The sequence below is a fragment of the Duncaniella freteri genome, from assembly GCF_004766125.1.
Taxonomy (GTDB): domain Bacteria; phylum Bacteroidota; class Bacteroidia; order Bacteroidales; family Muribaculaceae; genus Duncaniella; species Duncaniella freteri.
This window is the reverse complement of the sequence record NZ_SJSA01000001.1, coordinates 1,666,864-1,686,277: the sequence shown is the minus strand read 5'-3', so window position 1 is coordinate 1,686,277 and position 19,414 is coordinate 1,666,864. Positions and strand designations below refer to the sequence as shown.

General features: G+C 48.6%; 11 protein-coding genes and 1 tRNA gene. 5 read left to right on the top strand and 7 right to left on the bottom strand.

Features of this window, described 5'->3' with window-relative positions; translation table 11 throughout:
- Positions 1-19: 19 nt before the first annotated feature.
- The 5 genes from EZ315_RS07200 to EZ315_RS07180 all read right to left on the bottom strand — a co-directional run bounded on the left by EZ315_RS07200 (position 20) and on the right by EZ315_RS07180 (position 12,616).
- Positions 20-1,183, bottom strand: a complete 1,164-nt coding sequence (locus EZ315_RS07200; protein WP_135471483.1) for a dienelactone hydrolase family protein — start codon at positions 1,181-1,183, stop codon at positions 20-22.
- Positions 1,184-1,339: 156 nt separating this feature from the next.
- Positions 1,340-3,520, bottom strand: a complete 2,181-nt coding sequence (locus EZ315_RS07195; RefSeq protein ID WP_135471482.1) for a RagB/SusD family nutrient uptake outer membrane protein — start codon at positions 3,518-3,520, stop codon at positions 1,340-1,342.
- Positions 3,521-3,559: 39 nt separating this feature from the next.
- Positions 3,560-6,775: a SusC/RagA family TonB-linked outer membrane protein gene (locus tag EZ315_RS07190; RefSeq protein WP_242452532.1), complete on the bottom strand. Its 3,216-nt coding sequence runs from the start codon at positions 6,773-6,775 to the stop codon at positions 3,560-3,562.
- 95 nt (positions 6,776-6,870) lie between these two features.
- Positions 6,871-8,175, bottom strand: coding sequence for a pectinesterase family protein (locus EZ315_RS07185; protein WP_242452531.1), 1,305 nt, complete (start codon positions 8,173-8,175; stop codon positions 6,871-6,873).
- 160 nt (positions 8,176-8,335) lie between these two features.
- Positions 8,336-12,616 (bottom strand): hybrid sensor histidine kinase/response regulator transcription factor, encoded by a 4,281-nt coding sequence (locus EZ315_RS07180; RefSeq protein ID WP_135471479.1) that lies wholly within the window; start codon positions 12,614-12,616, stop codon positions 8,336-8,338.
- A gap of 305 nt (positions 12,617-12,921) precedes the next feature.
- On the opposite strand from EZ315_RS07180, the gene EZ315_RS07175 reads away from it, so the two are divergent.
- Positions 12,922-13,887, top strand: coding sequence for a pectinesterase family protein (locus EZ315_RS07175; protein WP_135471478.1), 966 nt, complete (start codon positions 12,922-12,924; stop codon positions 13,885-13,887).
- 75 nt (positions 13,888-13,962) lie between these two features.
- Here EZ315_RS07175 and EZ315_RS07170 read toward each other — a convergent pair.
- Positions 13,963-14,037 (bottom strand) — tRNA-Arg (locus tag EZ315_RS07170).
- Between the two features lie 110 nt (positions 14,038-14,147).
- Here EZ315_RS07170 and ung point away from each other — a divergent pair.
- From ung to EZ315_RS07150, 4 genes are all read left to right on the top strand, one after another.
- Positions 14,148-14,810: a uracil-DNA glycosylase gene (ung, locus tag EZ315_RS07165; RefSeq protein WP_135471477.1), complete on the top strand. Its 663-nt coding sequence runs from the start codon at positions 14,148-14,150 to the stop codon at positions 14,808-14,810.
- A 25-nt stretch (positions 14,811-14,835) separates the two neighbouring features.
- Positions 14,836-15,240 (top strand): C-GCAxxG-C-C family protein, encoded by a 405-nt coding sequence (locus tag EZ315_RS07160; protein ID WP_135471476.1) that lies wholly within the window; start codon positions 14,836-14,838, stop codon positions 15,238-15,240.
- Positions 15,240-16,505, top strand: a complete 1,266-nt coding sequence (locus EZ315_RS07155) for a type IX secretion system plug protein (protein WP_135471475.1) — start codon at positions 15,240-15,242, stop codon at positions 16,503-16,505. Before EZ315_RS07160 ends, EZ315_RS07155 begins: the two co-directional genes overlap by 1 nt.
- Before the next feature lie 75 nt (positions 16,506-16,580).
- Positions 16,581-17,168, top strand: a complete 588-nt coding sequence (locus EZ315_RS07150) for a DUF3109 family protein (protein ID WP_135471932.1) — start codon at positions 16,581-16,583, stop codon at positions 17,166-17,168.
- 122 nt (positions 17,169-17,290) lie between these two features.
- Here the strand turns inward: EZ315_RS07150 and EZ315_RS07145 are convergent, their stop codons facing one another.
- Positions 17,291-19,375, bottom strand: a complete 2,085-nt coding sequence (locus EZ315_RS07145; RefSeq protein WP_242452530.1) for a M3 family metallopeptidase — start codon at positions 19,373-19,375, stop codon at positions 17,291-17,293.
- Positions 19,376-19,414: the final 39 nt, after the last annotated feature.

Below are 19,414 nucleotides of genomic sequence, written 5' to 3'. Positions count from 1 at the left end.
CTATGATATATTATTATTATTATTTCAAATGCTTGTCAAGAAATTTAAGGCATTCCGACTGCTCCTTCTTATGACACTGATGACCTATGTCCCATATCTCTGTGCGTAGATTGTCGGAAGCACCCTGACTCTCCCACACCTTGCGCATCTCGCCGAACGCCTTGTTAACGGCTACAGTCGGAAATAGCTTGTCGGTCTCTCCATTAAGGAAAAACATAGGCTTCGGACAGGCAAGCGAGGCTACATGCGGATAATCGAGATAGTTGCGAACACCGAGAAGACAGTTGGCAAAACCACCCTTCTCCCTGCCATACTCCCAGGACAGCTGGATGTCGGTAGTAGTCATCCAGCACACAGCCACACCGGCTTTAATGATTGGCGAAAGGGCTGCAAGCATCCAGGAACGATACGCACCCATGGACAAACCTATGCAACCTATCCTCTCAGGGTCCACCTTAGGAAGAGTGGCAAGGAACTCGGCGGTGTACATATCCTCAAAGTTCATCCACGCACTCATGTTGCGTCCGAGCATCTGGAAATTACCTGCAATATTGGCATGCTTGCTCCCGTCAGGGCCCTCCTTGCGCCCACGGTCACCCCAGAACAGGGCATCCACAGAAATAACCACATAACCGTTCTTCGCAAGATAGTCACCAAGATACTGACCCTCATAAAGATTGTCGGCCCACTTGTCGGCATCATCGTACACCCAAGCATCAACCTCAAACGGACGTATCATCTTCTCCTTTCCTATAGTGTAGTGTCCGCCATGGTCATGAAGAGCCACCAAGGCTGGGAAAGGGCCATCTCCGTCGGGAGTGAGCACATAAGCCTCGACACGAGAATAGTCAGTAAGATTGAATGCCACCTTCTGGGCTGTGTAACCGTCGCGCTTCTCCTCTGCCACAACCTCAGGAGCCCACGAAGAGGAATGCTTGGGAGGCGTGAGCATCAGCTCTATCACTTTATCCCTTGCTGTCCGGTTCCAGACACAGTAGTCCTTGATATCACTGTTTCCCCATGCCAGAGGATAGGTCAGCTCCTCATGTATCCGGTCAAGAAATGTGGGCATGTCCCTCTCGATCTCATATCTGGAAGAGTGTGGCACGTCCGACTTTTTAGACTGTGCCGATGCTCCAAAAGCCAATGCGGCAATGGAGAAATATGCAATAAATCTTTTCATGGTACAACTATTATATTACTGATTTACAAAATTAGCAAAATTCCAGGTATATCACAGCATATTACACAAAAATATGGGTCCGAAATCACATCGGACCCATATCTCCCTAAATATACCTTATATTTTGATATATTAACCTTATTTCACCAAGTTCTATTATTCCTGACGGAAACCATAACCGTTGGTCATGCCTGAGTTCAGAAGATCCTGATATCTGAACGGACGCACAGTGACAGGTGACTTGCGTGCCTGATAATCGGCATCCGTAATACCTGCAAGTACCTTATAGGCGTGAGTCTCCCAGTTCTTCTCATCCTTGATCAGATCGATCCCCCAGTTGGTCATGACATATCCTTCCGCTTCCCAAGCCTGAGCCTGAGAGGACCCCGGAGCGACATACTCAAAAAGACCCTTTATAGCGACGTTGGTGAGAGTCTTGTTGACGAGGCTGTAGCCAAACGATCCAAGAACTCCGTCCCAATCATCATGCACACCACGCCATCCGGGATAAAGCACCGGATCATCTTCCTGACCGGCAGGAGTGCCGGCAGTAAGGCGATAGCCATTCATAGCACGGCTATCCACAGTCTTTACCCATACATAGGCAGGCAGCTGATTGCCATTTTCAAACTCGGCATATCCCTTGCTCTGGATATCCTGTAGAACCTTGGTCATGTCACGGCGGTTGTTCACAGCTGCTTCAGGAAGAAATCCGGTGCGGATAAGGTCGAAGCGACGAACACCCTCCCCTACAAACTCCAAGGCACGCTCCTTGATAACAGCCTTGTACATGGCACTCCATTCTGTGGACTTAAACTCATTGCCACAGGCGGCAATCCAGGCATCGAGCTTGCTGTCAACACCACCTGGGAAGTTACGGTTGTGAACTTTCTGAAGCCAGGTCTTTGCCTGACCGTCCTGTCCGAGAGCGGCATACACCTCAGCAAGCATCAGATACACATCAGCCATACGCATATAGCTTACATTGATTGCCGAGTTGCCATATGTAGCGGTGTCAGGTTTCTTCATACGGTTCCAGTCCCACTTGTTGCAAGTGATACCCTGGCTGCCCCAGGCTCCGCAGTCGAATGTCAGCAACACTTCCGCACCGCCATTACTGCCGGTCACACAACATGAAGCGTCTCGGCGGGCATCATCCGGATCAAACCATCCGTAATAGACATGAGGCTGTATGCGATTCTGTCCGCAAGCCGCACACGGAGCACCGTAATTTCCACCCTGAGGAGCCGCACGACCTATATAACCGGGACGGTCAGCACCACCATTGTACATGAAAGGTATCTCATACACACTCTCGTCAGCTATATCGATCGAATTGTCCTTATGCATCTGATTGAACATATACTGTGAAGGACAATTGTAGACACGTCCCTGAGAATCCGTGCCACGCGGATCGGAAAGATAGAACTGAATACCTCCGGGCTGCTGTGCGCAAGCCTCAAGGTAAGGACGAGCCTCTTCAAGAATATTGCGCCAGTCGGCACGTCGGCCATACACGGCCTTATTCTGGGTATCCTCAACACAAAGGTCATCAAAGGAAAGCACTTCGCCGTCGCCATCAACATAGAATCCGGCGTCAAGATCGGTGCGGCGGGTACAATATCCGGAATTGAAAAGAGCTATACGCCCGATGAGACCCTGCACATAATTGCGGTTCATCACATCGGCACGCACACCGTTCTCCCCCACCCTGTACATGTGAGGTTCAACATACTTAAGTTTGCTGACGCACCAGTCATAGATAGCGAAACGTGATTTTATCCCTTTGGCACTCTCTCCGGCATGCTCCACCATAGGAACATCGCCGTAATAGCGGCATAGCTCAAAATAGCATGTGGCACGAAGAGCCACTGACTGACCGTAGATGTCAGAAAGGGAATTTGGCTCGCCGCTCATCAGTTCATTAAAATTAGGAAGAGACTCGAAACTGTCAATAAGCGCATTGCACACACCTATTGTCTTATAAAGATCGCCAAACACTTCCCATCCTTGCAGACCGTTGATATTGACAGCCGAAGTGCCTGTAGGATAGAACCCCTTCTCCTGCTGTCCGGTATCACCATCAGAATAAGCATCCTGCAATCCCTCCATGTCAGATCCCCATATAGGGCTCCAATAGATACCCACGGAATGGATGTTACGATTGGCACGAAGCAGTTCGTAGCCATAATTGAGGGCACCGCGTGCCGACTCCTCGCTTGAGAATACAAACTCGCGGTCGGAAATACTCGGCGAGTTGGTGTCGAGGTAGTCCTCGCAGCCAGTGGCACAAAGTGCAAAAGCTGAAACGAGTGCTATATTTAGAAACTTGTTCATATTATGGTATCGTATTATTATTGTTTAAGGTTTATTCGATTAGAATGACAGTGATGCACCGATGGTCCATGTGCGGGCACGAGGGTAAGTGCCGTAATCCATGTTGAACATCGGGAAATTACGAATATTGCTGCCGAAACCAACTGTACCTGCCGTATTGGTATTGACTTCAGGATCAAGTCCGCTATAACCTGTGATGGTAAAGAGATTGCCTGCTGTCACATAAAGACGGAAATTGGATATATGCGCTTTCCTGGTCAGCTGCTGAGGCAATGTATATCCAAGTGTGAGGGTCTGGAGTCGAAGGTATGAACCATCCTCAAGGAACTCGGACGACACAATGCCGCTCTGATGATATGGAAGTGCGGAGGAGGCATTGGCGTTGAGAGCATTGAGAGCTCCAGGCTCGGTCACGGCATAAAGCTCACCGGATTTGTCAACGTCATAAACCCTATAGCAGTCAGCTCGCCATGCACCATACTGACGTGTGAGACCATCATACTCATTTCCAGAAGCATCCATCATGGCATTTGCATTGTAGACCTTGCCTCCGTAAGTCCAATTGAAGTTGGCGGAGAGATCCCATCCCTTGTAGCCGAAATCAAGATGGAAGCTGCCTGTGTGGCGAGGACGCACCTCCCCGAGATTCACAGCATCTTTAGCATCGATCTTTCCGTTATCGTCCGTGTCCCTGAATTTGGGTGCTCCTGGGAATGCCACCTGACCATTGGGGAGAGTGAACGGATGCATATAAGTTGCGGTGATGTCCTTTGTCAGATCAGGGACACCATCCTTAAGTGTGTATGTGCCGTCGGAGTAATTGAAATCAGCTGTCGTATAGAATCCGTCGGCAATATAACCGCGGACAATGCCTATAGGCTGGTCCACTGCAAGCATCCAGTCCATAGCTGGAGTCTGAGCCGACGATCCCCAGTAGGAGGAGTAGATGTACTGGTCGGCATTCTGCATCTTGTCGAGGTTATTGCGGTTGTAATTGTATATGGCACCTGCACTGAAGCGGAAATCCTTGTTGCGGTAGATGTCAGCATTGACTGATATCTCCACACCACGATTGGAAATCTGCCCGAAGTTCTGATACTGATGGGAGTATCCGGAAGTATTGTCAACCGGAACGAGCATAAGCAGATCCTTTGTAGTGTTCCAGTACACTTCCACAGCACCGTTGATACGGCTGTTGAGGAAACCGAAGTCTACACCAAGGTTGCGTGACACAGTGGTCTCCCATTTAAGATCGGGATTAGCTTTCAGACCGTCAGGACGATAGAACGGACCGAACTCGCCATTGATAGGAAGCTTGTTGTTGGTAGAACTTGACCATGTCTCGCGCCACAGATTGGAATTGATATTGTCGCTTCCGGACTCACCCCATGACAGACGCAATTTAAGATTGGACAGCCAGTCACGAGTACCCTCCATGAAATTCTCCTCCGAGATGCGCCATCCTGCTGCCACTGCGGGGAAATAACCCCAGCGGTTGTTGGGCGCGAACTTTGAAGAACCGTCGGCACGGAATGTTGCGGTGAAGAGATAACGGTCAAGAAGTGTGTAGTTGAAACGTCCGAACCATGACACAGTGCGGTCAGGAACTCCGAACGTATTGTAGAACGAGCTATTGTAAGTAGCTGTGTGCATCATTGCAATAGCGTGATCATAGTCAAACGTGTCAGGGAATCCGCGGCCTTCAGCATACATCGATTCGTTCTCGCTTCTGAGAAGCTCGTAACCGGCAAGAATATTGAATGAATGGATATCCTTCACATCAAACATATAATTGGCTGTGGTGACCCAACGAAGCCCCTTGGATGTCCCACGTGAGATATTGGCACGTTTGTCACCATTGGTGTATCCGTTCTCATAGTAAGTGTTCCTGGATGAGCCGCGTGTCATAGCTATTTCCGAGCGGGCTGTAAGTCCGGAGATAATCTCCCATGTCAGAGCTGCGTTGCCACGGAAATTGCGATAGAAAGTCTCGCTTGTTATATCATTTATCAGCTCAACAGGATTATGTGAGTCATCAATGTTCTTTATACCGAAACCAAGACCTGAAATCTCGGAAGCCGATACCCCTCCGAGGGGATTGTCTATAGGCTTATAATGATAAGCCCCTGAGGTGTAACGGGCTCCGGCGCCGTTGAGTGTAGATTCATCATAGCGAGCCTCGGCATTGAATGTGAGGTTGCTGAATAATTTCTGCTGGATCTTGAGAGAGGTGGTGAAACGGTCGTAGTCGGAATTGATGCGGATACCTTCGTCATCGATATAACCGATGTTGAACGCCATCCTGGTATTCTCCGATCCACCGGTGATATTCAGGTTATGATTGTGAGAGAATCCTGTGCGCAGGATGTCATTGTCATACTGATGGGCAGCGACATTGGCATATTCAGCATAGTGGTTACCATATTTCGATCCGAGACCGAAGTATTTTTCAACAGCCTCCTTAGGACCTGAGCCACGAGTGGTAGCGTAGCTCCAGTTATCAAGCACATACTCCTGGGCTGAGAGAACATCCTGTTTTTTAGCGACATTCTTGAACTGCACATAGCCTTCATAAGTGACTTTTGCCTTTCCTTCCTGTCCACCCTTGGTGGTAACAAGGATTACACCGTTGGCACCGCGCGCACCATAGATAGCTGTAGAAGCAGCATCCTTGAGCACATCTATCGACTCTATCTCGGAGGCTGCAATGTTGTCGATATTACCCACAGGAAAACCGTCAACAACATAAAGAGGCTCATTGCTTTGGGTGATTGAGCCGCCTCCGCGCACACGCACCGATACCGAGGCTCCGGGACGGCCGTCCTGCGACACTACATTGACACCAGGAAGACGTCCTTGAAGAGCCTGCGCCACATTGGATACAGGATTGGCTACAAGGTCGTCTCCTTTTACAGAAGCCACCGCTCCTGTAAGATCCTTGCGCCTCATTGTGCCATAACCGATCACAACTACCTCCTCAAGACTCTGAAGATCTTCACTCATTGTAACATCAATAAGTGAACGACCTGCCACATCTATGTCCTGACCTGTAAAACCGGTATAGGTGAACACAAGCGTACCTTGCGCCGGCACTTTAATTGAGTATTTTCCATCAATGTCAGTGATGACACCGTTGGCAGGATTGCCTTTTTCAGTTACAACGACCCCAGTGAGCGGTTCTTGCTGCGGATCGGTCACTGTGCCTGTCACTGTGCTGACCTGGGCATAGACAGCCCTGGAAAACAGCATAGCCATGACCAAGCAAAACAGTCGGATAAAAGTTTTTTGATTGGTTCTCATACTATAAGTGGTTATTAGAATAAGGGAATTAACTTATTATATTTTCATTTCTACACGTTCCCGAGTGAGCCGTAGGCATTGACCGCCTGCACTTTCACACCACCCTCCGGGACCCGGCTCAATGTGCAGCGGTTACCTGTAGTAAACCCTGCCACCTCATCTCCGTCATACACGATATAACCGCGGGCATCATTGACTGCATCCCAACTTACAGTCACATCATCTACTCTGATATTGGCAGGTACAGGAAGCTTCGACATCATACCTCTGGGGTCCCATCCATCCTCACCGGGAATCATATTGGCATATGTCAGCGCGGAAGCCTCATTCTCGGTAATGGATGTTCGTGATTCTCCTGTTATATTCTCACCCTCACGGGATGTGTAGTTATATATTGTCTTACGTGAAGAAAGGTCAATGGGCCGTCCGAGAGAATCCCTACTGCCGAATTCGGCAAAAATACCTGGAATCGCCCCCATATTGGTCCACCCCTCAGGAGCCACAGGAATACGCATCACAGTGTTCACGAAACGTGCTTGCGGACTGTTGTGCCAGGGCCGCCCCAAAAGAGTAGTGCCGTCAGCAGCCGCATTGTTGCCGTCAACCACGCAATTGCGCATCACATAGCCATATTTCGCTTTGGTATGGCATGGTGCCACAATAACCGAGCCACTGCGGACATTATAGAATGTTGTGTTCTCCACCAACACATCACCCCCTCCATACAGATAGTCAACAGCACCCTCTATCCAACAGTTGTTCACATAATGACGGTGTTCATCCTTGGTTGAAGTCATCCATGTGTCCTGAAACGATCGGAATATGCAGTTATTGAACGCCGCACAGTCAGCCCTGGTTTTCATAGCCAATGCCTGAGGACCTGTCTGAGCCGACACACCGTAATCGTTCACATACGATATGTTTTCAGTATAGAAGTATGGAGCCTTCACCAATACCACCGAGCCTGACTCCTCGAACGGATGGGCAGGAGATTCGGGGTTGTGCACAGAATATTTCCAATACTCCTCATCCTTATTCTCCGGTTCGGAACCGACATTAAGCTTGTAATGTATGATGGTCTGCTCCTTGTCCTGACCTATCAGATGAATGTAAGGTTTCGATTCAGGCACCACGACATTCTCCTCGTAAGAGCCATTCTTTATAAAGATGAGATATGGCGAGGTGAGGCTGTCGGGCGCGGCATTAACAGCTTCCTGAACTGTAAGGAAGTCACCACTCCCATCCTGGGCAACAACTGCATGAAACGGATTGGTCAACGATTCCTCGGCACAGCCACACAGCATCAATAATGCTACAGCCGCCAACGATGAGGATATACTTGCAGATAGATTCATGGACATTAAATTTCAGTACTGAAACTAAATTAAACTTTTAATGCCCGAAATTACCAATTATCTATATACCAGCGATTAAACTTTTTAATTAAATGATTGCACTTTTTCTCACACCCATGATCGGTGCAAAAAAGTGCAATCTTAATGAGAATTTTTACAATCACGCTTGCTGCCCTACAACAGATGCTTTGCAAGAGTTCACGCGCCATTCCGAAGGCGTGCAGCCATAGTGCGACTTGAACACTCGATTGAAATATTGCGGAGAGGTGAAGCCACAGCGATACGATACCTCAGCTACGGTCAGATCTCCAGAACAAAGAAGCGACTCGGCTCTTTTAAGACGCATCGCAGAAAGCAGTTCAACCGGAGTTACATTGAACAGAGACTTCACTTTGCGGTTGAATACCGTCCGTCCCATATTCATTGACGATGCAATCTCATCTATCGTAAGCTCCGGGCGTGATGACTCACGCTCGATATAGTCTGACAAACGGCCGACAAACTCTGTGTCAAATCCGGTCAGCATCGGCAAATCATCCCCTTCCGCTACTTTTTCAGCAACATTCCGCACCGGATTTCCAGCCACAAGACAATCCTTAAGCCGTGTGCGCTGACGTATCAGTGACCTGATGCGCGCTTTCAGATATGACGCGCTGAACGGCTTGGTGAGATAATCGTCAGCACCACATTCCAGCCCCTCTATGCGCTCGGCAACAGATGACTTTGCCGAGAGCAGTACAAACGGGATATGGGAACGAGCACTGTCCGACCTCACTCGCTCCAGGAGTTCAAGACCATCAACCCGAGGCATCATTATGTCGCTTATTATCATATCTGGAAGCAACTCATCCATCTTATCGATAGCCTCCTGTCCGTCACAAGCCTCTACTACACTGTAGCCGTCGGCGAGCATACGGCACAGCATACAGCGTAACTCGTCATTGTCCTCCACAACAAGTATCCTGAAATCATCGCCAGATGTCCTGTCAGTGTGATCAGAATCAACAACAGTGGTAGCGATCTCTCTCGTATTGCCATCATTGAGTATCAGCTCCACATTTGTATCGTTGCAGTATGACTCATAACCGATAGGCAGTATCACAGAAAAAACACTGCCTCGGTCAATCTCGCTGCTCACTGAAATGCGTCCGTGAAGCAACGACACAAGCTCCCTGACCAACGACAGTCCTATTCCGCTCGAAGGCCCCTTGACCTTCCTTCCAAGTGTCTCGAACCTGTTGAAGAGCCTGGATTTCTGACCCTCGTCCATGCCCTGCCCTTCATCACTGACTGTTATTTTAATTGCATTACCGTCCATAGTCAGCCCGAATGCCACATTTTTCCCATCCGGAGTAAATTTGAACGCATTGGAAAGCAGATTGAACAGAATCTTCTCAAGCTTGTCGACATCAGTATATATCTTGCATTCCTCAGTATGGCACGACAATGAAAAGCTGATGCCCTTCTGGTGTGCCAATCCACTGAAATCCCTATGTATGCGGTGGAACAACGGTACAATGTCGACCATCTCAAGATATACTTTCATCTTGCTGTTCTGAATCCTGCGTATATCAAGAAACTGGTTTATAAGGCGCAACATACGGTCAGTGTTGCTCTTTACCATCATCATATAGTCACGAGATACAGGCGAAAGTGACGAATCGGACAACACCTCGTCGACAGGATTGACTATCAGGGTCAGAGGTGTGCGCAACTCATGTGACACATCTGTGAAAAACCTCAGCTTCAGGCGGGTTAGCTCCTGCTCCATGTTGATGCGACGCTGTAGCCGGAGAATATATACCGAAACAAACCATATGGCAAGCCCCACAGCTATAAAAGCAAATATATACAGCAGCTTTGCCCACACAGTCTCTACAAATGTAGGCTCAACACGGATCCTCATACTGTAAACACGGTCATTCCACGCACCCTCGCAATTGGTTGATTTCACCTCAAGCTCGTAATCGCCGGCAGGAAGAGAATAGAATGAAGCCTTATTGGAATGTCCGTTGTCTATCCAATTGTCATTAAGCCCCCTCAGACGATAGGAATATGAGATATTCTCGGTATTCCCATAATCAAGGGCGGCAAACGAAATAGCAGCATTACGCTGGTCGGGACGCAGCACAAGCACACCATCCTTTACAGGGACCCTCATGATACCGCCTCCGTCAGTGTTGACCTCGGCGTCATAGAAACGTATCTCCGGAATATAATCACTCTTTTTAAGATTTTCCAGATCCAGACTCAACAATCCGTTGACCAGAGCCAGCGTAGCCCTGCCATCAGCATCTATTACAAACGGCACCTCAGTGGTAACAAACGGTATATGAAAGTCATAGCGGTCATACGTGACTATGGAATGATCCTTGGGATCATATCTGCACAGTGCCGTTTCAAGAGCCATCCACAGATATCCGTTCCTGTCCTCACGTATGGAGTAAGCCATATCGGAGGGCAATCCGTTCTGCTTGTTTATATAACTGAACCTAAGATTGTTGCCCAACACGCTCCCGCTTTCAAGCTTACATATGCCTCCCGCCATCGTAGTCAGGTATATATCATGGCGGCTGTCCTCATAGGCATAAAACACATCACTATCGCTCAGAGTAGAATCGCGGGTGATATCACTCCAATTACGGTAGAAACGTATGTCGCGTGGCGATGTGAAATCACTGTCAAATGTAACGAATCCACCTGTGGTACACAGCATAATGTCCCCATCCGAGTTGGCTGTGACATACCTTACCTTATCGCATGACACTATAGGATAGGTAGGCAGACCTCCGTTGCGGGCATGTATGAACCTCATAGACCCGTCCTTACCCTCGTCAACGAGATTAAGACCGCCACCGTACGTGCCTATCCATACCCTCCCTTTCTTATCCTCGAAAATAGAATATACTCCCGAATCACTCAGAGACTCCAAGTCATCCAGCCGTCGTGTGTAATGATCTATCCTATAACTATCCACATTATTGGGTGATATTTTTTGCGGAGTAGCGACATAGATACCGTCACCCTTGGCACCCAGCCATATACGCCCCTTTGAATCCTCCATCATAGTATAGACCGAAGCCCCGAATTTCATATCCGGACTGCTGACAACATTACCCGAAGGAGTAAGATTACCTATATAATTATAATTACGGTCAAATATCGACACCGACTTTTCCTTGCATGTAGCCCACAGGTTGCCGCGACTGTCAATAAACAGTCCTCGATATTCCCCGGGATTCCCGATCACAGTGGCACTTCCGCCTACTGAAAATGAAAACTTCTGAATACCCAGAGGGGTCCTGCCCCATATGTTCCGGCGATCATCGAAAAGGAACGATGAAATGTCAGGGGTGACAACACGTCCGTTCTCAGTAAGAATGCAAGCCCGCTCAAGTCGGCGAACGGATGTATTGTAATGACACAGATGCCCATTGTGGGGATAGACCCATATATCACCGTTACCATCCTCATGAATGAACTCCATATCCAGGCTCTCTGATGAATCGGTGTAAGGCTTATCCAACCTTTCACATATCATTTGCGACAGATCAAGCCTCAGGACATCTGACCGTGTGAGCATCCATAACACATGTCCGTTTTTGCCATCCGGCTTCTGTTCATAATATTCAGTGATGATCTCTCTTCCTGGAAGAGCCACCGTTTTTACAGTACTGCTCATTAGATCCAATAATGCTACCAAACCATCCTCAGTGCCTATAATTATCTTACCGTCACTAAGAAGGAATGGCCGTATGTCGGTCCGCACGCTAAGCCCCGGCAATACATCCTTGAGTGAACCGTCTCCGGCAGAGTATGCAGCCATTTTCCCATCAGAATCAATCAGCAGCAGACCGCCGCTGATTGCCGATGCCTGCACAAACTCACGAAACCCCGAAATATCTTGCCTGCCGTGCACCCAGTAGCCGTGGTTGCTCAACACCCATTCACCGCCATTGCCGTCAGTATATATCCCATATATTGTTTCACCCCTCTCCGGACGTGTGGGCTGGAAATATTTCAACGCACCATTCTCACGATACCTATCACCCTCCAATCTCCATAGAGAACCATCGCGGGCTGACATCCATACCACACCGTTATCCAGATAGAATGTCTGTTTTACCTCTTCGCAGGCCTTTATACCGGGATGCAAGGAAAACGGATCGACAAACCTCTCGTTAACCTTGTCGAACACATAAAGCCTGGAATCGAATGTCTCACACCACAGTCCATTCTTAGGTCCGGTAGCCACATTGACTATTCTGTTATGTTGCAACCGCACAGAATCGGTAGGATAAGTCTTGAAATTACGGAATGTATAGCCGTCAAATTTTTCCAGGCCGTTCCATGTGGCAATCCATATGAAACGGTCTTCGTCCTGCACCATGTTCTGTATCATCTTCTGCGACAGACCCTGACCTATCGAATAGCTGTGCACTTCAACAAAATTGCTGGAAAGTTGCGCATACGAAACAAAATCGCACAACAGCACAATCAATGAGACTATAAATATATTATTATTATTATTCACGAATATCAGTTAAGGTATTAATAAAGATGCACATAAAATGTATGCACACAACTATAAAACATTTTTTAAGACGCATAAAGTTACACTCTTTTCCTCAATTTTCACTCATTTTAATAGATTTTTAATAAATATTTTTAAGCCTTTTTCATACTTTTGTAAATTGACATATTTTTGTTTTCATATAAATCAATCTCAAATAGAATAATAATACCATGAACTGCCATACCGTATCGCGTCTGATGTTATCGGCTCTTTTTCTGCTGTCAGCAACCATAGTTTTCGCCGCCACAGAATCAATACACACCATTACTGTGGCTCAGGACGGCTCAGGAGACTACAACACTGTAGGGGAAGCCTTGAAAAAAGTGAGAGGTGACATGGACTACACTACCAGGATATTTATAAAGAACGGAAGATATCACGAAAAACTGACATTGAATGTCACAGCACAGAACCTCATCATTGAAGGCGAGAACCCTGACAGCACAATAATCACATATGACGACTACGCCTCTCTGCGAAACATGGGCACCTCCGGCTCATACACCTTCAAGGTTGAGGGAAACAACATAACATTCAGAAATATAACTGTCGAAAATGCAGCCGGCCCTGTTGGGCAGGCTGTGGCGATGTTCACCACAGGCGACTGCATAAAATTCTTCAACTGCCGGTTTCTCGGCAATCAGGACACTCTATACACCGGAGGCAGGCTATCGCGACTGTATTTCGAGAATTGCTACATAGAAGGCACCACAGATTTCATATTCGGAGCCGCAACCGCCCTATTCAACAAGTGCCACATACATGGAAAGATAAACTCCTATATCACGGCTGCATCAACCTCTTCGTCAAACCCCATAGGATATGTGTTCCATAAATGCAAAGTGACCGCCGCTCCAGGCGTCGATGCCCTCTATCTAGGCAGACCTTGGCGTCCAAACGCCTCCACATATTTCATAGAATGTGAACTGCCATCATCCATTCATCCGGCAGGATGGCACAACTGGGGAGATGCAGCCAACGAGACCACAGCCCGCTACGGCGAATACCGCTGCACAGGTCCCGGTTCTGACGAATCAAAACGAGTGAAATGGCGCAAAAAACTATCTGCTGAATCAGCAGCAACACTAATCAACCCCGACTCCATATTCGCCCGCACACTCCGCTGGAATCCCTGACACAAAAGATAACATAAGGACAAAAGAAACAGAAGAGCCGGAATCTTTGTAAGATCTGGCTCTTCTGTCATTAATTGGTATTCCCGTAGGGAGTCGAACCCTAATCGTCGGAACCGGAATCCGATATTCTATCCATTGAACTACGGGAACGTCTTGGCGATATGTCACACGCTATACCTTAGTAAGAAATATCTATAGCGATTGACAAGTGCAAAGTTAGGATTTTTTTAGTACTTTTGCAAGAAAAATTTTTACAGACTATGAATGTGAGGATTGAACCTTCATGGCACAGCGCGCTTGCAGGCGAATGGGAAAAGGATTATTTTGCCAGACTGACCGATTTTGTAAGGCGTGAGTATTCTACTGCCACCATCTATCCGCCAGCCGGAAAGATTTTTGCAGCATTCGACTCCTGTCCGTTTGAGGATGTCAAGGTAGTGATACTCGGGCAGGACCCTTACCACGGATTCGGGCAGGCAAACGGTCTGAGTTTTTCGGTAAATCCTGGCGTAGAGATTCCACGATCACTGCAAAACATCTACAAGGAGCTACAGTCCGACCTCGGCATCACACCTCCGCCGTCAGGCGACCTGAGCCGATGGGCGCAGCAGGGCGTGCTGCTTCTCAATGCCACACTCACAGTGAGAGCCGGCAGTGCGGGATCACATCAAAATCAAGGATGGGAAGAATTCACGGATGCGGCGGTAAGAAAACTCGCCGAAGAGCGCGAAGGGCTTGTATTCATTCTGTGGGGTGCCTATGCCCAACGCAAGGGAGCGTTCATTGACCGTTCGCGCCACTGTGTCATCGAATCCCCCCATCCATCACCCCTCAGCGCATCAAGAGGGTTCTTCGGTTCACGGCCGTTCTCACGTGCAAACGACTATCTCTCATCCATTGGGAAATCCCCCATTGAATGGTAAACAGTCATAATAAACCACATCATCAATGAAATATACTCTCGACCAACGCGTCAACCTGGCTTGCGAACTCAGAGCCAAAGGATACAACTGCGCACAATGTGTGCTGATGGCTTTTGAAGATTTCATATCAGAAGGGGAAACAGCCACTCTAAGCCGTGCCGCCCATGGATTCGGGTCGGGCATAGGTGCTTCAGGAGAAGTATGCGGAGCCATATCAGGAACTGTCATGATACTCGGAATTGCCCGCGAAGGTGTGGCACGACCTGAACTTTACCGTGAAGTGCGCGAAGCTATGGCTGAATTCGAACAGCTTGAGGGATCGCGTCTGTGTCGCGACCTTAAGGGCCCGGGACGAAAGCCATGCCTTGAACTGATCACCGACGCCGTCACTATGCTTCATAACCGCCTTGCGCAATCTGCCGTCAACTGATGTTAAGGCTCCTCGCTGCCATATCACTCATAATCGCGACACTTGCCTCGGCACAAGGGGAAGAATCCGACACAAGACAGGGGTGCATATCCCCTACATTCAGGACTCTTCATATAAGGCATGCCGATGACATGTGGGCCCCGCCGGTAATAAATCTAAACAATAACAGCGAGAGAATCGCAGTGTCGTTTGACGAGCTTGCCGATGAGCATCGTTACCTGCGCTATTCACTCACCCACTGCGATGCGGAATGGATGTCGGAAGGGCTCGTGGATTCGGAGTTTCTCGACAGCTTCAATGAAGGGACTGTCGACAATTACGAATATTCCCAAGCCACTGTTGTGCACTATGTGCATTATGCCATCACAATCCCTAACAACCAGATACGCATCACCCAACCGGGAAACTATCTGCTCAGAGTCTATGATGAACGCGACCCTGACAATACTTTGGTACAAGCCCGCTTCGGAGCTGCGGATTTCTCTGCTACAGTCCGGGCAACAGTAAGTTCACGCACCGACATTGACAGCAACAAGTCCCATCAACAGCTTGACATATCCGTAGATACACGGCATGTGAATGTAGAGGACCCTTTCAACGACATAAAAGTGGTGATAACACAGAACGGACGTTATGATAATGAGGCGATAATAACAGCACCGCAACGCATCCTCGGAAAGGATATAGTCTACGAGCATATGCGACAGCTCATATTCCCAGCAGGCAATGAGTACCGACGGTTCGACATATCCTCGGTCAACTATCCCGGCACAGGAGTAGAGCGGATGATTCATGATGCGCCGATATACAACGCTGTGCTTCACACTGACGGACCACGCAGTAATGAGAGCTATCTCTACGACCAGACCCAGCATGGAAGATTTCTGGTGAGAAGCACCGACACGGAACACCCCGATACAGAGGCTGACTATGTACTCACCCATTTTACACTCGACATGCCTCCGATTGCCGGGTATGACATATTCATTGACGGAGACATCACATCAAGAACGTTCGGACCATCATCCAGAATGATCTACAATCACGCGTCAGGATGCTACGAACAGTCACTGCTGCTCAAACAGGGTGCCTACAATTACCAGTATCTTGCAGTCCCAGCCGACAGGACAGAAGGAGAGACTGCCCCGATAGAAGGTGACAAGCATCAGACAATCAATGAATACACCATAAAGGTGTACCATCGGCCGAAAGGCACCCGATTTGACCGACTCATAGGGGTCACAAGCGTAACATCCGGCATATGACAGGCTCTGCCTCATGCCATATACAGCCCTATTTGCAACCAAGATTACTTTATGGAAGAAACAACCGAAGAAATTATGCTACAGATACAGGACACACTCGTTTCGCTCGATCTGGCGGAACAATTCTTTTGCTGCGACATAGATGCATGTCTCGGCGAATGCTGCATCGAAGGTGATGCAGGAGCCCCACTCACAGCCGCCGAGCGCGACGAGATAGACCGCCTGCTCCCTGCCTTCGAGGACAAGCTGCTGCCATCGGCAAAAGCACGCATAACCGAAGCCGGAACAAACTATCTTGATCCGGACGGTGATCTTGTGACCCAGATCGTGGACGGACGTAACTGCATCTATACCTGCTATGCTCCCGGAGGAGTGTGTCAGTGCGCCATAGAATGTGCATTCAACGAAGGCAAGACCGGAAAGTTCCGAAAGCCTTCATCATGTGCCCTCTATCCTGTACGGCTCACCGAATACCCTACATTCACCGCTGTAAACTATCACCGCTGGAACATTTGCAAGGCTGCGGAAAAGAAAGGTAAAGAGCTCGGCATACGCCTGTATCAGTTCCTTAAGGGCCCTCTCACCGACCGCTTCGGTGAAGCATGGTACTCCGAACTCTGTGAAGCCTGCGAAGCATATCTTGATGAATACGGTGACAAATAACGCCCCCAACAAGACTATACAGCGATACCACAACACATTGAGGAAACAAAATACAAGACAACCGGATTGAAGCCCTGTCAAATCCGGTTGTCTTTTTATGATACGTCTGATAAATCAGCACATTAATCCACCCTGTGCAGATCATTGTCGGGAAGAGAAGCTGAAGGCTCAATGCCGTCACGCTTCAGAAGAGCGTCAATTGTTGCATCGTGACCACGGAAACGACGATAAAGCTCGGCAGGATCTTCCGTGCCTCCTCGTGAGAGAATGTTCTTACGGAATGAATCGGCAGTAGCGCGGTCAAATATGCCATGCTCCTTGAAATGGGCGAATGCATCAGCATCAAGCACCTCTGCCCACTTGTAGCTGTAATAACCTGCGGCATACCCACCAGAGAAGATATGACCGAATGTTGGCGCAAACATCGTGCCGGCTATAGGCTCAAACATTGACACTGATTCAAGGGCCTCGTTCTCAAACTTCTCTGGGTCCTGAACAGGAGCTGTGATAGTGTGCCATGCCAAATCAAGCATACCGAATCCGAGCTGACGGAAGCAGGCATAAGCCGCTCCATACTGTGATGAGGCAACTATACGGTCGATAAGCTCCGAGGGTATAGGCTTGCCGGTCTCGTAATGCTTGGCGAAACCGTCAAGGAACTCTTTCTCTGTAAGATAGTTTTCGTTGAACTGAGACGGCAGCTCTACAAAATCGCGGAGCACATTGGTCCCGGCAAGAGATCCGTATTTTGAGTCGGCAAGCAGCCCATGGAGAGCATGTCCGAACTCGTGGAGGAATGTCTCAACCTCAGAAGGAGTGAGAAGTGACGGCTTGGTGGAGGTCGGCTTTGTAAAGTTCATCACTATTGTGACATGAGGACGGGAATTGTTGCCCTCCTCATCGACACGCTGACCCTTGAACTCAGTCATCCAAGCTCCAGCGCGCTTGCTCGCACGCGGGAAGAAATCGGTGTAAATGACCCCAAGATAGCTTCCATCCTCATCCTTTACATCAAAGGCTGTCACATCAGGATGATATACAGGGATATCAGGATTCTTCACAAATTTCACACCATAAAGCCTGGTGGCAAGACCGAACACACCGTCGATCACATTGTTGAGCTCGAAATAAGGACGCAGCTCCTCCTCATCATACGAATATTTGGCATTGCGGAGCTTGTTGGAATAATAGCTGTAGTCCCATGGTTTCAGCTGCATGGGCTTGCCCTCCATCTTGGTGGCGAAAGCTTCAAGCTCGGCAAACTCCGCCTTCTGGGCAGGCTTATATGCGTCACGCAGTGAGTTCAGGAGCTTATAGACATTTTCAGTTTTTGCCGCCATGGTATTGGCGAGAGAGTAATCGGCATAGGTCCTGTAGCCAAGCAGGTTGGCAATGGCAAGACGAGTCTCTGCAATCTCCTTCATTACAGGGATATTGTTATATTCCCCCTTTATGTTACGGCCCGAATATAACCTCCACATCTTTTCACGGAGATCACGGCGTGAACTGTTCTTCATGAAAGCCGAGTAGACCGGTGCATCAAGAGTGAAAAGATATTCACCTTCACGTCCGTTCTCCTTGGCGGCAAGAGCGGCAGCCTCAACGGCACTCTCGGTAAGACCGTCAAGATCCTCAGCCTTGAGCCATATCTTATATGTGTTGAGCTCCTTGAGAGTGTTCTGCCCAAAAGTAGTGGTGAGCTCGCTCAGACGGCTCGAAAGCTTGCTGTACTTCTCACGGTCAGCACCTTGCAGCAACGCTCCTTTTCGGGTGAACGATTCGTAGGTGCGTTTGAGAAGCATCCTGTCCTCAGGTGAGAGACGAGTCGTATCGGCATTATCATAAACCGTCTTGATACGTTCCCACAATCCCTCATTCAGAGAAATGGATGTAGAATATTCCGACAAGCGCGGAGTGATCTTCACCGACAGTTCCATAAAGGCATCATCACTCATGGCTGACTCTAACGGATAGAACACATTGAGCACACGGTCAAGATCCTGTCCGGCATTCTCAAGAGCCACTATCGTGTTCTCAAATGTCGGAGCCTCAGGATTGTTGACAATCTTATCTACCCCCTGCAATCCGAGCTTTATGCCACGGTCGATGGCAGGCTCATAATGCGAGAGGCTGATACGGTCAAATGGGGCTGTGCCGTGAGGTGTCCCCTTGAACTCTTCAAAAAATGGATTCTGAGCTTGTGTCATAATACTTGTTGCGACGGCAACTGCCGTCAGTAATGTTTT